14 protein-coding genes are annotated in these 14,703 nt (G+C 44.8%); 4 read left to right on the forward strand and 10 right to left on the reverse strand.

The genetic code is table 11. The annotated features are described in order from the left end of the window. The first annotated feature begins 54 nt into the window (after positions 1-54). Entirely contained in the window at positions 55-750 is a 696-nt protein-coding gene (gene tsaA, locus GRF55_RS05500) for a tRNA (N6-threonylcarbamoyladenosine(37)-N6)-methyltransferase TrmO (RefSeq protein WP_220369510.1), read from the forward strand. 371 nt (positions 751-1,121) lie between these two features. Here the strand turns inward: tsaA and thiL are convergent, their stop codons facing one another. From thiL to sppA, 4 genes are read right to left on the reverse strand one after another with little or no spacing between them, the layout of a single operon-like run. Further along, a complete protein-coding gene (gene thiL / locus GRF55_RS05505; protein WP_220369511.1) occupies positions 1,122-2,186 on the reverse strand; it encodes a thiamine-phosphate kinase in 1,065 nt (354 codons plus the stop codon). A 44-nt stretch (positions 2,187-2,230) separates the two neighbouring features. Further along, entirely contained in the window at positions 2,231-2,995 is a 765-nt protein-coding gene (locus GRF55_RS05510; protein ID WP_255563845.1) for a purine-nucleoside phosphorylase, read from the reverse strand. Further along, positions 2,925-4,097, reverse strand: a complete 1,173-nt coding sequence (gene lpxK, locus GRF55_RS05515; protein ID WP_220369513.1) for a tetraacyldisaccharide 4'-kinase — start codon at positions 4,095-4,097, stop codon at positions 2,925-2,927. The genes GRF55_RS05510 and lpxK overlap by 71 nt, the downstream gene beginning before the upstream one ends. A 22-nt stretch (positions 4,098-4,119) precedes the next feature. Further along, the gene (sppA, locus tag GRF55_RS05520; RefSeq protein WP_220369514.1) at positions 4,120-5,892 is read right to left on the reverse strand and encodes a signal peptide peptidase SppA; all 1,773 of its coding nucleotides are present in this window, start codon (positions 5,890-5,892) and stop codon (positions 4,120-4,122) included. Positions 5,893-6,032: 140 nt separating this feature from the next. On the opposite strand from sppA, the gene coaW reads away from it, so the two are divergent. Further along, positions 6,033-6,860, forward strand: coding sequence for a type II pantothenate kinase (gene coaW, locus GRF55_RS05525; RefSeq protein ID WP_220369515.1), 828 nt, complete (start codon positions 6,033-6,035; stop codon positions 6,858-6,860). 1 nt (position 6,861) lies between these two features. Here the strand turns inward: coaW and GRF55_RS05530 are convergent, their stop codons facing one another. The 6 genes from GRF55_RS05530 to GRF55_RS05555 form a co-directional block, all read right to left on the reverse strand. After that, the gene (locus GRF55_RS05530) at positions 6,862-7,131 is read right to left on the reverse strand and encodes a PqqD family protein (protein ID WP_220369516.1); all 270 of its coding nucleotides are present in this window, start codon (positions 7,129-7,131) and stop codon (positions 6,862-6,864) included. Positions 7,132-7,134: 3 nt separating this feature from the next. Further along, positions 7,135-7,590 carry a S24/S26 family peptidase gene (locus GRF55_RS05535; RefSeq protein ID WP_370626761.1) on the reverse strand — a complete coding sequence of 152 codons (456 nt, stop codon included), beginning with the start codon at positions 7,588-7,590 and terminating at the stop codon, positions 7,135-7,137. A gap of 53 nt (positions 7,591-7,643) precedes the next feature. After that, entirely contained in the window at positions 7,644-8,558 is a 915-nt protein-coding gene (locus GRF55_RS05540) for a hypothetical protein (protein ID WP_220369518.1), read from the reverse strand. 32 nt (positions 8,559-8,590) lie between these two features. Beyond that, complete coding sequence (locus GRF55_RS05545) at positions 8,591-9,106, reverse strand: hypothetical protein (protein WP_220369519.1); 516 nt, start codon at positions 9,104-9,106, stop codon at positions 8,591-8,593. A gap of 30 nt (positions 9,107-9,136) precedes the next feature. Then, entirely contained in the window at positions 9,137-10,000 is an 864-nt protein-coding gene (locus GRF55_RS05550; RefSeq protein ID WP_220369520.1) for an RNA polymerase sigma factor RpoD/SigA, read from the reverse strand. Positions 10,001-10,153: 153 nt separating this feature from the next. Then, positions 10,154-11,608 (reverse strand): Do family serine endopeptidase, encoded by a 1,455-nt coding sequence (locus GRF55_RS05555; RefSeq protein ID WP_220369521.1) that lies wholly within the window; start codon positions 11,606-11,608, stop codon positions 10,154-10,156. A gap of 375 nt (positions 11,609-11,983) precedes the next feature. Between GRF55_RS05555 and nrdD the strand changes: the two genes are divergently transcribed. Both nrdD and nrdG read left to right on the forward strand, forming a co-directional pair. Then, positions 11,984-14,083, forward strand: a complete 2,100-nt coding sequence (gene nrdD / locus GRF55_RS05560) for an anaerobic ribonucleoside-triphosphate reductase (RefSeq protein WP_220369635.1) — start codon at positions 11,984-11,986, stop codon at positions 14,081-14,083. A gap of 10 nt (positions 14,084-14,093) precedes the next feature. Further along, a complete protein-coding gene (gene nrdG, locus GRF55_RS05565) occupies positions 14,094-14,558 on the forward strand; it encodes an anaerobic ribonucleoside-triphosphate reductase activating protein (protein ID WP_220369522.1) in 465 nt (154 codons plus the stop codon). The last annotated feature ends 145 nt before the right edge of the window (positions 14,559-14,703 follow it).

Here is a 14,703-nt window from a genome sequence, read left to right on the forward strand (position 1 = left end):
AAAAATGGAGTATGTCTTCAAAAGGGCATACTCCATTTTCATTTATAATACAATATGCTTTTACAAAAAATTGCTACGTTCAAATCGCCTTTCAGTTCAAAGTTTGGAATACCAAAGCAGAGTGGGGTGGTTGAGAATTTGCCCGGACAAATAGTATTTGAGGATAAGTTTCGGAATGCCGACTATATTCGTGGCTTGGAAGATTTCGACTATCTTTGGCTGATATGGGGATTTTCTGCCAATCCTCATGAAGTGAGCAGTCCTGTTGTCCGCCCACCTCGGTTGGGAGGCAATAAGCGGCTTGGTGTCTTTGCCACGCGTTCCCCTTTCCGTCCGAATGCTTTAGGCTTGTCTTCCGTTCGCATAGAGAAGATTGTGCTCGACGGAAAGAACGCTCCCGTCATCTATGTGAAGGGTGCCGACCTGATGGATGGGACGCCGATTTACGACATCAAACCCTATATCGCCTACACAGATTGTCACGACGGAGTGCGCAGTGGCTTCGTTGACACGCATGAATGGAAAGAAGTGGAAGTGGATTTTCCCGAATCATTGCGGCGTTTTTTCACGCCCGATGAACTGGATGTCGTGATTCAGGTTCTCGCACAAGATCCGCGTCCGACTTACCAACATGACTTGAAAAAGAACTATGGCATGCCCATATTCGGCTATGACGTGCGTTTTTATGTTGAAGACGGAACCCTGCATGTTGTAGATGTGGTAAAAAATGACAGTGCGCGTTCGTCATAAAGCACTGTCAACGCAAGTGTTTTCGGATGAAAGGATTTAGTGCAATCAAGGTTCTTGAAACAACGAGAAATCACTTGCATAAACATACAGAAACGGGCGTATAAATATGCAGTTGAACTTTCGTTTTCCAAAAGTGCCACTTTTGCAAGCTAAAAGTGGCACTTTTGGAAAGCCTATTCTAACGTATTGAAATTCAGGAGTTTATAAAACACACTAAAGACAACCTGCTATTGCATAAATATACAGTCACGACGAGATGACAGGTGGGGTGTCAAGGTGGAAAAAAGTCAGCACCACGTTGATGTTGTTCATGAACATAAAAAACGGGAGACTTCTTATATTGAAGCCTCCCGTTCATCTCGTTCATATTGTCATTGCAATGGATTCCATCCTTGCGCTTTCAGTTCAAACTCATTACCGTCTCTGGCTATGAGCATTGCGCCTAATTCCTTTTTGGTGATGTGTCCGATAACCCTGACGTCGTTCATGCCCTCTACCTTCTCGTAATCGCCGATAGGAACGGTGAAAAGCAACTCGTAGTCTTCGCCGCCATTCAGTGCGCAGGTCGTAACGTTCAGGTTGAGTTCTTCAGCCATGGCAGCAGCCTGATAATCGATGGGGAGATTCTTTTCATAGAGACGACAGCCGCATCCGCTCTGTTTGCAGATGTGTAGAATCTCACTGCTCAGTCCGTCGCTGATGTCAATCATTGAAGTCGGTACGATTTCAGCATCGCGCAGCTGTTGGATGATGTCGCCACGCGCTTCAGGTTTCAGCTGGCGCTGAAGAAGATATTCCTTTCCTGCAAAGTCAGGCTGGAAGTTTTCTAACAGCTTCAATGCCTTTTCGTCATTCTTTTGCTTTGCCTCATCCACTTGCATGTAGTACACTCTTTTCTCTCGTTCAAGCAGTTGAAGTCCGAGATACGATGCACCGAGATCACCGGAAACGCAAATCAGGTCAGTATCTTTTGCGCCATTCCGATAGACGATGGCATCTTTTTCTGCGTGTCCGATGCAGGTGATGCTGATTGTCATGCCTGTCAAGGAGCTTGTCGTGTCTCCTCCAACCAAGTCAACGTTCCATTTGTCGCATGCAAGTTTAATTCCCGCATAAAACATTTCCATGTCTTCAACAGTGAAACGTTTCCCCAAGGCAATGCTGACGAGCATCTGACTTGGTGTCCCATTCATGGCAAAGATATCGCTGATATTCACCATGGCAGCTTTATAGCCGAGGTGCTGAAGACCGATATATGTCAAGTCAAAATGAATGCCTTCGACAAGCATGTCTGAAGTAACGAGAACCTGCCTGTCGGGGAAGTGCATTACAGCACAATCATCGCCGACACCATACACCGTCTCCTGATTCTTTGGTTTTATGTCTTTGGTCAGGTGCTCAATCAGTCCGAATTCGCCGAGTTTTGCAATCTCCATATCTTACATTTAATTATTTAAGAGGTGTATCATGCAAACTGCGATTATGTGCGCTGAACCAGCTCACGAATGAGTTCAGCCATAATGGGTTGTGCCTTGTTGGCAGCAATCTGCACCTCTTCATGGCTTACCTCTACAGGAGGATCGAAACCGCCCAAGTCGGTAATGACGCTAATGCCGAAAGTCTTGATTCCGCAGTGATGTGCAACAATGACCTCCGGTACGGTACTCATTCCGATGGCATCTCCACCAAGTATGCGATACATCCTGTATTCGGCAGGTGTCTCAAACGTTGGTCCCTGTACTCCCACATATACGCCTTGAACCACCCGTATGCCTTTTTCTTTCGCAACCTCTTTAGCCTTTTCAATCAGTTGCTTGTCGTAAGTCTCGTGCATATCGGGGAAACGCGGGCCTGTCGGGAAATTCTTTCCTGTCAGTGGGTGTTCCGGGAATAAGTTGATATGGTCTTCAATAATCATGATGTCGCCAATCTTGAAATTGGGATTCATACCTCCGGCTGCATTGGAAACGAACAATGTGTCTATGCCCAGCTCATACATTACGCGTACGGGGAATGTCACGGTTCGCATTCCATACCCTTCATAGAAATGGAAACGTCCCTGCATGGCAAGTACATCGACATCGCCGAGCTTTCCAAAAATAAGCTTTCCCGCATGTCCCTCTACCGTGGAGAGTGGGAAGTTGGGGATTTCTTCGTATGCAAACTCATAGGTATCAGTTATTTCTGAAGCTAATTGTCCGAGTCCCGTCCCCAGAATGATTCCTATTTTTGGGTTTGTGGTCATCCTTTGCTTTAACCAGGATGCTGTGTCTTGAATTTTTGTGTACATAACTTGTAATTTTATTGTTAAATGTTTCTTCTTGTTCCAATAAGAATTTCACGCGCACCGGCAATGTGTAGATGTGGTGGCGAACTTGGTCGCTTAATCCTTCCATGCCCAAGAGCCTTGCCGAGTCTTTCTCCGTTGTGATAATGAGTTTCGGAGAAGGCAGTTCGTCGAATTGTTGATTGATTTTTTCGATGTCCTTTGGCGTGAACTGATGGTGGTCTCCAAACGAGAGGGGAGTGATATGGTTGCTGTATTTCTCCAAATCACTCATAAGATGTTGTGGAGATGCAATACCTGTGAGCAAAAGAACGTGTTCGTTTCGTTCAATGCCATCCAACGGACGGCTTTCTCCGCAATACATCGGTTGAAGGTTGTCGTATTCAATGGTCGTAAACAGTAGTGTCTGATACGGATAAAGGTTCATCGCCTTTGTGATGACTCTGAAATCCATGGGGCGAAGGCTTTCCGGGCATTTTGTGATAATCACGATGTCTGCACGGTTTTTCCCTTCCTTGTGTTCCCGCATGCTGCCAGCAGGCAAGAGTTTGTCGTGAATAAGTTGACGATGGTAGTCAACAAGCAGAATATTGATTCCTGGTTTTACATACCGATGTTGGAAAGCATCATCAAGCAATATCACGTCAGTTTCTTTCGTCTGCTCGTCAGTAATCAATCGTTCAATGCCGTCACATCTTTTTTCATCAACAGCCACATAAATGTCCGGGAATTTCCGCTTCATCTGAAAAGGTTCATCCCCGATATCTCTGACTGTAGAATTCTCGTCGGCAAGCACAAACCCTTTCGTCTTGCGCTTGTATCCCCGACTAAGAACAGCAACCTTGGCTTGGCTTTTTAATAATCGTATGAGGTATTCGACATGAGGGGTTTTTCCTGTTCCACCAACCGAAATGTTTCCGACAGCAATGACGGGTATGTCGTAAACCTTGCTCTTCAAGATATTGAAATCGAAAAGCTTGTTTCGGATACGCACACCGACTCCGTAAAGCCAGCTGAACGGCAATAGCCATTTGTTGATTTTAACGAACCCCTCGTTCATTGTTGTCTTGTTACATTGTTGTCTATTTGACACTTATATTAAAAGGCAAGCGTGCTTGGATGGCATTCTGGCGATTCATCGTCTTGAGCAGCATGAAAGTCTTGTAATATTCGCCTAGGAACATGGTCATTTGCTCGTCAAGGTAATTGCCTCCAGCCATTTCGGCAGTCAGCTGTTCCCACCAGCCTTTAACGGCAGGATAGCTATAGGTGTAATACTCGTCAAGTTTTGCCAGCTGTGCAGCCTTCTTTACAGCGTCGTCCAATCCGCCCAACTGGTCAACGAGCTTGTGCTTCAGGGCATCCTGGCCTAACCAAACGTGTCCTTGGGCAATCTTTTCAACATCGTCCTCAGACATTTTACGCCCCATGGCAACCCGGCTGCGGAAGAGCTTATATCCTCTGTCGATGTATTTCTCGAGGTAAGCCATTTCTTCCGAGCTGAACGGACGTGCGTTCGTTCCGAATGTTCCATGTTTATTGGTCTTGACTTCATCGAATTTCACGCCGAGTTTCTCTGTCAAGAGTCCACTCATGTCAGGAAACATGCCAAAGATTCCGATACTTCCGGTCAGTGTTGTCGGTTCTGCAACAATCCAGTTGGCTATGCAACTGATGTAATAGCCTCCCGATGCTGCCGCTCCACCCATAGAGACAACGACAGGCTTCTTCCTTTTCAGCATTTCTATTTGATGCCAAATCTGCTCCGATGCATAGGCGCTACCACCGCCAGAATTAACACGCAGAACGACCGCCTTGACATCATCATCATTCATGAGTCTTTCTATATCCTTGCAGACTGTTTGCGCATCAATGACATGTCCGTCACTAAGCATCCCCTGGGCATCTCCATCAACGATGTCCCCGTATGCATAATAGATAGCAATTTCCTCACCTTTGTGTTTTTTGCCTTTTACGTTTTCCATATCAGCGATGCTCAGCTGATTGATGCGCTCGTCTTCATCAATCTTCAACAGCTTCTTTACTTCTTTCTTGACTTCGTCAGTATATAGTAACCCATCAACCAACTTGTACTTTTTATAGTTTTCAGTCGCATCAAAAGTGATGAGATTGTCAGCATATGCGTTTAGCGAATCCACGCTGATCTTTCTGCTTGAAGCAACGTCCTTGCACACATTTTCCCAGATGCCATTGATATATGCAGTCATTTGCTCGCGATTGGGATCACTCATCTTGTCAGCCGTGAATATTTCCGGTGCACTCTTATAGGCTCCGACTTTTGCCAACTGCATTTTCACACCAAACTTCGCCATAAGGTCTTTCAGGTAGAATGTCTGGGCAGCAACGCCATGCCAGTCGATTTGTCCCTGTGGGTTCAAATAAATCTTGTCGGCAACGGAAGCTAAATAGTAAGTGCCCTGCGTGTACGTATCGCCATAGGCAATAATCCACTTTCCTGTTTTTTTGAAATCAGTCAAAGCACGGCGTATGGCTTGCAGCGAGGCATATGAATTGGGAACAAACATTCCCGCCTCAATATAAATACCTTTTATGTTCTCGTTCTCTTCTGCTTTCTTTATTGCATTCAGGATGTCGTCCAATCCTATAATGTTGCCAGCAGTGCCCTTGAACTTGTCCATGACACTTGTCTCGCAGCGCTCTTCAAGGCTTCCCGACAAATTAAGAACGAGGACAGAATTGTCTTTTACATTTTTTGTTGAACTCGATGAGGCAACCATTCCAACGACACACATGATTCCGATAAAGCATGCAAGAATGCTGAACAAAATCATTCCTACCATGGTTGCTAACACTGTTTTAAAGAAACTTTTCATGTTTGGAATATTATTTATTTATGTTGCAAATATAAAGAAAAAAGGGATAAATACCAAAGATTTGAGTTTTTTTCTTGTTTTTCTTTCTCACGTCTGAAAAAATAAGTAAATTTGCAGCCTAAACTTGAAAAACAAAAAGCATGGGAATTGTAATAGGCATTGATGTTGGTATCAGCACGACTAAGATTGTCGGCATCAGGGAAATGAAGGTGTTCTCGCCTTTGCGTATATCCGCAATAGACCCCGTTACGTCACTTTATGGGGCATTCGGGAAATATCTTCACGACAACAAGATTGACTTAAAGGACATTGATTGTGTGATGCTGACGGGAGTAGGCAGTGCATATATTGACAAACCTATTTACGGTCTTCCTACGCATAAGGCGGATGAGTTTGTTGCTGATGGTTTGGGAGCAAGGTTTGAATCAAAATTAGACCACATCATTGTTGTCAGCATGGGGACGGGTACTTCATTGGTCCGTTGTGATGGTGATGATATTCGACACATCGGAGGTATTGGAATTGGGGGAGGCACGTTGGCAGGTCTCTCCCGTGTCCTGTTGAAAACATCTGATATCAAACAAGTTGCAGCACTTGCCATGAATGGAGATATCAAGAATATCAATTTGCTTATCGGTGACATCAGCGCTAATCCCTTACCAGGACTCCCGATGAATGCGACTGCCTCGCTATTCGGAAATGCAGCGGCTGATGCCTCGAAAGAGGATATTGCGCTGGGACTGATACACATGGTGCTTCAAAGCATAGGAAGTGCGTCTGTTCTCTCCGCGCTTAACAGTGACGTCCGAGAGTTTGTGTTGATTGGCAATATGACATTATTACCGCAATGCCGTGATGTCTTTCCGCTGTTGGAAAGGCTATATAATGTTCATTTCCGCATACCGAAATATTCGGAGTTCTGCACGGCAATAGGTGCGGCGCTGTTCCATCTGAAGTCGAAGCAATAAGTTATTCTTCAATAATTCCTGCTTCAAGCCATTGTTGGATGAGCACCTGAGCATCGTTAAAGGCGGTTTCTTCATCGACGTCATATTGTTCGGTCAAAAGCACGACAAGATCATTTGCGGAGAACTCCTTTCCCACGACATTTGTCCACAAATAAGCAGAACTTTCGTTCATGCTGATGATGTTGCTGAAGTCGATATTCTCTCTTCCTTCTGCAACAATGATTGATTCGCCGCAAACGGAGCGAAGATTAAATCCTTCTTTTGTTTTCATAAGTTATATTGGTTTAAAATATTTCAGCCAAATGCGTCGATAGAAGCCAAGCAGATAGCGGCGAATGGGAGAGAGGCGCATCCAAATCCAGGAATAAAGACGCCATTTCCATCCGTCTGTGCGGTCTAATGTTTTCCTGCCTTTTCGATAAAATCCGATAACGGCACCTTGCACGTCTTTCAACTTGCAATGTTCTACCCCCAGATTACCATCTCCTTTGAGCGTCACGTTTTCTCCTTCTATCCTGATGATGCGGTGGAGCACAAAATGCTTGGGCTCTATTTCAGCAAGGACTGGGTCTCCAACTTTTGGATTGACTGGTTTCGTTAATAGAGCCTTGTCCCGATTGTCTTCAAGGAATGGACGCATACTGAATCCTCGTAGCCGCAGCGTTACAGTATGTCCTTCCTCCAGTAGTTTTACAACCTCTGGAAGGAAAACAGCATTCTCTAATTTGATTTCTTTTAGATACTGTCTTTTTTCGCTACTTTTCTCACGGACTTGACTCAATTTTATTCTTTATTATTAACAGTAATATGGTTTTTACACAATAAGGCAGATTCCTTGTTGGGAAGACAATGCAGGGTATAGATGTTTGTCGTCTCAACAATCTTTGTGACGGAATCGCAAATGTGCTCGAAAATATCTACATCCCATTTCATCGACGAGCAGGCAGGCAATACTGACGCAAAGGCTTCAATAGCCGAAAGTTTTTCTATGCTGTTGCTCTTTGCCCGGTCGATTCGGGTAATTGCTCCCAAAGGAGCTTTCACGTTGCGATAGCATGGCGTCTTTCCACTCCAAGGACCACCATAAATGTATGGTTTACCATCGATAATTCGTATGATGGGATTGTCGTCATTCATCAGGTCGCAGTTCGGAATATGTCTCAACCACATTGACACCTGGGTGGATTTTCCCGTTCCACTTTTTGCAATAAAGGCATAGCCATATCCGTTGTGACGGACAAGTGAGGCATGGATAAGTAGTGTGTCATGAGTACATCCTGCAAATGCAAATGTCAACATAAGTGCACTGTTAAGTCCATAGCGGCGCATGTTCATTGTTCCGTTCAAAGCACATCGGCATGTTGAAAAATCCTTGTCTGTTATCAGGAGGCAACATTCTGCGTTTGTGATGTCTTTTATGATAAACTGATAACCGCCATCAGACAAGAGATCAACAATCGTCTCGCCATTCCCTGTGTCAAATTTGCGAATGCGTTCGCGCTGGTCTTTTGGAACAGGGGAGAGGGTGTCGTCCACCGTCATCTGAAAGAAAAGGTTTTCGCTTGTTTCGTTTGAGATGAATGGGATGAACGAGGGAATAAGGCTGATGTTATTGACATGCGCATCCTCAAAAATGATTCGTATGTCAAAATCAGCAATGCGAAAATTGCTGATATGGGCTTTACTCTGCTCTTGCATGAATGATGTATCAGTGTTTGTAATGCAGCTGTTTATTCCTTTGATTTCTCAGAAGACTGCTTTTTCTTCTTTTTTGCAGCGGCTTTTAACGCTTTCCGTTCCGCTTTCGTCAATTCGGGTTGTTCTATCAAACTTTCCGGATCCGGGATCTCTGTCTTAAATCTAAATTCAGCATCAGGAATCTGCTTGATTTCAACATTACCTTTCTTTGAAAACCTTTTCATCATCTTGACGTATTTTTTGTTCAAGTCTTTACGCTTTTGAGCAAAAAACACGGTGCAAACGCGCTTGTCTTCACCTTTTTTGATGAAATAGTCTTTCAGTTGATAGCTGTAATAATTGCGATCGGACAGGAAATCTGTTTTTGCATCTACCCATGCACTGTCTATTTCCTGAACAGAGGTGATATACACGACTGTATCCGTGAATGAATAGGACACGCCACAAATGTACATCTTACCGACGCATTTCTTCTTCGCATGAATCTGTGTTGTCCCCATGAAGGCAAACAAAGATGCAAGGAGTAATATCTGATATAACCGTTTCATTTCTTTTTCTTTGTTTATTTACATATATAATTATTGTCCCAAATAGGATTTCAGCAATTTGTTTTTCGTGCTGTTTCGCAGACGGCGGATTGCTTTTTCTTTGATCTGCCGCACTCTCTCTCTCGTCAATCCAAATTTCTCTCCGATTTCTTCCAATGTCATCTCTGGCTGGTTGATTCCGAAGAATGCCTCAATAATATGGCGTTCCCTGTCATTCAACACTTGAAGCGTGCGGGTGATTTCATTGCGTAAAGATTCCGCAACGAGCTCGTTGTCCGCCATTGGCGAATCGTCATTAGGGAGGATGTCCAGCAAGCTGCTTTCATCACTTTCGGAGAATGGTGCATCGATTGATGTGTGACGATTGGGAACCTTAAGAACTTCCTTGATTTTATCCTCAGGAATATCGACCCTGTCTGCTATCTCGTTGACACTTGGTCGCCGTTCGTTCTCTTGTTCGAAGCGATGCAATTCCCTGTTGATTTTGTTGACGGAACCCACTTGGTTAAGCGGGAGGCGTACGATGCGGCTTTGTTCTGCTATCGCTTGCAATATGCTTTGCCTGATCCACCAAACTGCGTAGGAAATAAATTTAAAACCGCGTGTCTCGTCAAATTTCTCGGCTGCCTTAATCAGTCCCAAATTCCCTTCATTAATCAGGTCTGCAAGGCTTAATCCTTGATTTTGATATTGTTTGGCAACTGACACGACAAAACGTAAGTTGGCTTTGGTCAGACGTTCTAATGCTTCATGGTCACCACGGCGGATGCGCTGAGCCAGCTCCACTTCCTCTTCAACAGTGAGAAGTTCTTCGTGGCCGATTTCCTGGAGATACTTCTCCAGTGCTGCGCTGTCGCGGTTTGTAATCGACTTTGTTATTTTCAGTTGTCTCATGCACGATTATTTTTTAGCAAATGCAAAAATACGATATTTTTAGTGTATTCACAAATAAAATAGAATTTATTTCGCCACTGATAATGGTAGAGGTCGAAAAAAGGCTGGGGGACAAAACCCTCAGCCTTTATCTTGATTAACCGACAGGTTGGACTAATTTTCCAAAGAAACGGCAAAGTAAGCCTTCTTTCCCGTAGGATAAATACCCTGTATATAGAGCACGGGCTCTTTGCTTACCGAAGCCTCTTTGACGGCTTTCTGCAGTTCTTCTATCGTACGTACAGCCTGATTGTTCACGGTCTGGATAATGAAGCCCTTGGTAATTCCGGCATTTTTCATGGCACCGTTGTTCACCTTGATAACTTCAAGTCCATGTCTGATGTCGAGCTGTTCTTTCTGGGCGTTGGTAATCTCACGGAAGTTTGCACCCAGCAAGTCGAGGTCGGCACCTTTCACTACCTTCGTATTGCCTTGCGTATTCTTGAGTGTGACGGTCTTTTCTGTCTTTTTCTTGTTGTGCAGGAAGGTTACCGTAACCTTGTCTCCAGGACGTTTTCCTGCGATGGCTTCAGTAAGTTCTGCCCATTTTGATATCTTTTTGCCGTCGAGGGCGATTATCACGTCACCTTTTTCAATTCCGGCATCAGCAGCAGCGCTGTTGTCTTCCACTTTGTCCACGTATGCACCTTCATGCGTGCCCAGATCAACTTCTTTTCCTTCTTCCTTTTGTCTGTCGATGTAGGCGTGAACATCATTACCCATGATACCGAGAATGGCACGTTGCACGGTTCCATATTTCTTCAAGTCATCTACCACCTTATTCATAATAGTGGTCGGAATGGCAAAACCGTATCCGGCGTATGAACCTGTCTGCGAATAGATCATGGCATTGATACCGACGAGTTCACCACGTGTATTCACCAACGCACCTCCCGAATTTCCTTGGTTGATGGCAGCGTCTGTCTGAATAAACGACTCGACGCCGTTCGCTCCGATAGAACGGGCCTTTGCACTGACGATGCCTGCAGTGACGGTGTTGTTCAAACCGAAGGGGTTACCTACGGCAATGACCCATTCTCCGACCTTCAACTTGTCAGAGTCTCCAACGGGAAGGGTGGGGAGGTTTTTGCCGTCAATCTTAATCAGGGCAAGGTCGGTCGTCTCATCGTTGCCTATGATACGTGCCGAGAACTCGCGGTTGTCATTTAGCGTGACGGTCAGTTCGTCTGCTCCTGCAACGACATGGTTGTTTGTAACAATGTAGCCGTCAGAAGAGATGATGACACCTGAACCCATGGCTGTGCGCTTCGGTGTTTGAATCTGGCGTTTTTGTGTACCTCCATTCCCTCGCGGATTACCGAAAAATCCAAACGGGTCGAAGAAATCGCTGAACGGATCACTTTGCACTTCTACAGTCTGAGTTTTCGAGTTCTGTACATATTTAATATGAACAACGGCGGGCAATGATTTCTCCGCAGCATAAGTTAAATCAACAGGCTGACCGGCAACCACCGGAGAAGATGCGTTTGCTTTAATGAAGGCTCCTGTTGCAACTGCAATGGCAATAACGCTCAATGCAATTCCCAAATACTTTGAAATTCTTTTCATTTTCGTTCTTATTTAAAAGTTCAACTTTGTTTTGTTCTTGAAAACCTCTGCAAATATAAGGTCAAAAATCATTATTATGACATTTTGTCGGTCATCTTTATTCCATTTTAACACTCGATTTTAACATATTAACGGCTCTTAAACCATAGACGAGACAAATTTACATTCGTTTATTTTTCAGCTGTTTTCGTTGAAATCATAAAAAAGTAGATATTTTCTTTTGCCGTTTATGGAAAACTTCTTATCTTTGCAAACGAATCAAATAAACAAAATAGAAAATTTTATTTCCGGAAATATTAGTCGAGGTTGTCCAAAATGGAAAACTTTTACAAACTATTTCTTGAAAAAGTTTTCCCAAAAAGAAATATTATTATGATGAAAAACTTCTCCATTACGAAGCGTGACGGTTCGCGCGACCAGTTCTCTCTGGACAAAATTATGAATGCCATCCTGAAGGCATTCAAGTCTGTTGACGTGCCCATTGATTTGGGTTCTATATCTAAGATAATCAGTCATTTGGATATTTTCAATGACATAAAGGTTGAAGATATACAGAACCAAGTCGAAGTGGCTTTGATGAAGGAAGGCTATTATGACGTAGCCAAGTCATTCATGCTCTATCGTCAGCGCCACACGGAGGACAGGGAGACGATGGAGAAGTTGAACTTTTTGGCAGACTATTGCGATGCAAAGAATGCAGCCTCCGGTTCGAAGTATGATGCGAATGCAAATGTCGAACATAAAAATATTGCAACACTGATAGGTGAGTTACCCAAGTCAAACTTCATCAGATTGAATCGTCGGCTTCTGACCAATAGAATCAAGAAAATGTATGGAAAGGCACTTGCCGATGAGTATATTGACATGCTTACACATCATTTTATATATAAGAACGACGAGACGAGTCTTGCCAATTATTGCGCTTCCATCACCATGTATCCGTGGCTCATTGGCGGAACGACTTCGATTGGTGGCAATTCCACGGCACCCACTAACCTGAAGAGTTTCTGTGGTGGCTTTGTCAATATGGTGTTCATGGTTTCGAGCATGTTGAGCGGAGCTTGTGCCACACCTGAATTCCTGATGTATCTGAACTATTTCATCGGAATGGAATATGGCAAGGATTATTGGAAAGAACCCGATAAGGTTGTCGATCTGTCGGTAAAACAGCGGACGATAGACAAAATGATTACCGACTGTTTCGAGCAAATCGTCTATACGCTGAATCAACCGACCGGTGCGCGCAATTACCAGGCTGTATTCTGGAACGTGGCTTACTATGACCGCTATTATTTCGAGAGCATCTTCGGAAGTTTCTATTTCCCCGACGGCTCACAACCCGATTGGGAGGGACTTTCCTGGTTGCAGAAGCGGTTTATGAAGTGGTTTAACGCCGAGCGCACCAAGACGGTGCTCACTTTCCCAGTGGAAACAATGGCACTGCTGACGAAAAATGGCGACGTGATGGATAAAGAGTGGGGCGATTTCACGGCGGAGATGTACGCCGAAGGTCATTCGTTCTTCACTTATATGAGCGACAATGCCGATTCGCTTTCAAGCTGCTGCCGCCTGAGAAACGAGATTCAAGACAACGGATTCAGCTATACGCTCGGTGCGGGAGGCGTGTCAACGGGCTCGAAGAGCGTGCTGACCATCAACCTGAACCGCTGCATTCAATATGCAGTCAACAAAGGACAGGACTACAAGGAATACCTCTCACACGTCATCGACTTGTGCCACAAGGTGCAACTTGCATACAACGAAAACCTGAAAGAGTTGCAGAAGAACGGCATGTTGCCACTGTTCGATGCCGGATATATCAACATCGGCAGACAATATCTGACCATCGGTGTGAACGGAATGGTGGAAGCCGCAGAGTTTATGGGGCTGAAAATCAACGACAATCCCGAATACCTCGCATTCGTACAGGAGATTTTGGGACTTATCGAGAAATATAATAAGGAGTACAGGACAAAGGATGTGTTGTTCAACTGTGAGATGATTCCTGCAGAGAACGTAGGCGTGAAGCATGCGAAGTGGGACAGGGAAGATGGCTATTTCGTGCCACGCGACTGCTATAACAGCTATTTCTATGTCGTGGAGGACGATTCGCTGAACATTATCGACAAGTTCAAGTTGCATGGCGCGCCCTATATCGAGCACCTGACGGGCGGCTCGGCGCTCCACATGAACCTTGAGGAGCATCTTTCGAAGGAGCAATACCGCCAGTTGCTGAGAGTGGCAGCTCAGGAAGGGTGCAACTACTTCACGTTCAACATCCCGAACACCATCTGCAACGACTGCGGACACATCGACAAGCGCTATCTGAAAGAGTGTCCCCATTGCCATTCAAAAAACATCGACTATATGACGCGTATTATCGGCTACCTGAAACGTGTCAGCAACTTCTCCGAAGCCCGTCAGCAAGAGGAGCATCGCCGCTATTACGCTGAATCAACGCGACTGACGGAGTAGGGCACGGGATATGCTGAAATACGTAAACACGGGCATCGTCTTTCAGGAAATACCCGATGAAGTGACGCTTGCCATCAACATATCCGGCTGTCCGTGTCGCTGCCCGGGTTGCCACAGCCAGTTTCTCTGGGGAGATATCGGTGAACCGCTGACGGAAGATGCGCTCACACACTTCATTGACGAATATGGTGACGACATGACCTGCATCGCTTTCATGGGAGGCGATGCAGAACCGGAGCGCGTGGACGAATTGGCACGATTTCTGCACGATGCCTTTCCCAAGTACAAAGTGGCGTGGTATAGCGGGCGCATCCGCATTCCGAAAGAGGTGAAAAAGGCTGATTTCGACTACATCAAGGTGGGACCATACCTACGACATCTTGGCAGTTTGCGGGAGCCCACAACCAACCAACGTCTATACCGCAGGAAGGCAGACAATACATTTGAAGACATCACCTCTCGTTTTTGGAAATGAAGATGGGGTGATTCGTGTTCATCTTTTTGTAAAGATAATTAACAAGCGGGCAGTTACTGGCGCTTCGGAAACTGTATATTTATACCATTCCTGCCGTTTTTCTTCATTGTTTGTAAACAGTTGAATATTAGCGTGTTAAGTACGA

Source organism: Prevotella sp. Rep29, from assembly GCF_019551475.1.
Taxonomy (GTDB): domain Bacteria; phylum Bacteroidota; class Bacteroidia; order Bacteroidales; family Bacteroidaceae; genus Prevotella.

Coding starts and splice junctions, on each gene's coding strand:
- GRF55_RS05510 (WP_255563845.1), bottom strand. CDS start 2,995: ATGACCACAAACCCAAAAATAGGAATCATTCTGGGGACGGGACTCGGA.
- GRF55_RS05530 (WP_220369516.1), bottom strand. CDS start 7,131: ATGAAAACAAAAGAAGGATTTAATCTTCGCTCCGTTTGCGGCGAATCA.
- GRF55_RS05550 (WP_220369520.1), bottom strand. CDS start 10,000: ATGAGACAACTGAAAATAACAAAGTCGATTACAAACCGCGACAGCGCA.
- GRF55_RS05545 (WP_220369519.1), bottom strand. CDS start 9,106: ATGAAACGGTTATATCAGATATTACTCCTTGCATCTTTGTTTGCCTTC.
- tsaA (WP_220369510.1), top strand. CDS start 55: ATGCTTTTACAAAAAATTGCTACGTTCAAATCGCCTTTCAGTTCAAAG.
- coaW (WP_220369515.1), top strand. CDS start 6,033: ATGGGAATTGTAATAGGCATTGATGTTGGTATCAGCACGACTAAGATT.
- nrdG (WP_220369522.1), top strand. CDS start 14,094: ATGCTGAAATACGTAAACACGGGCATCGTCTTTCAGGAAATACCCGAT.
- GRF55_RS05555 (WP_220369521.1), bottom strand. CDS start 11,608: ATGAAAAGAATTTCAAAGTATTTGGGAATTGCATTGAGCGTTATTGCC.
- GRF55_RS05540 (WP_220369518.1), bottom strand. CDS start 8,558: ATGCAAGAGCAGAGTAAAGCCCATATCAGCAATTTTCGCATTGCTGAT.
- thiL (WP_220369511.1), bottom strand. CDS start 2,186: ATGGAGATTGCAAAACTCGGCGAATTCGGACTGATTGAGCACCTGACC.
- sppA (WP_220369514.1), bottom strand. CDS start 5,892: ATGAAAAGTTTCTTTAAAACAGTGTTAGCAACCATGGTAGGAATGATT.
- nrdD (WP_220369635.1), top strand. CDS start 11,984: ATGAAAAACTTCTCCATTACGAAGCGTGACGGTTCGCGCGACCAGTTC.
- lpxK (WP_220369513.1), bottom strand. CDS start 4,097: ATGAACGAGGGGTTCGTTAAAATCAACAAATGGCTATTGCCGTTCAGC.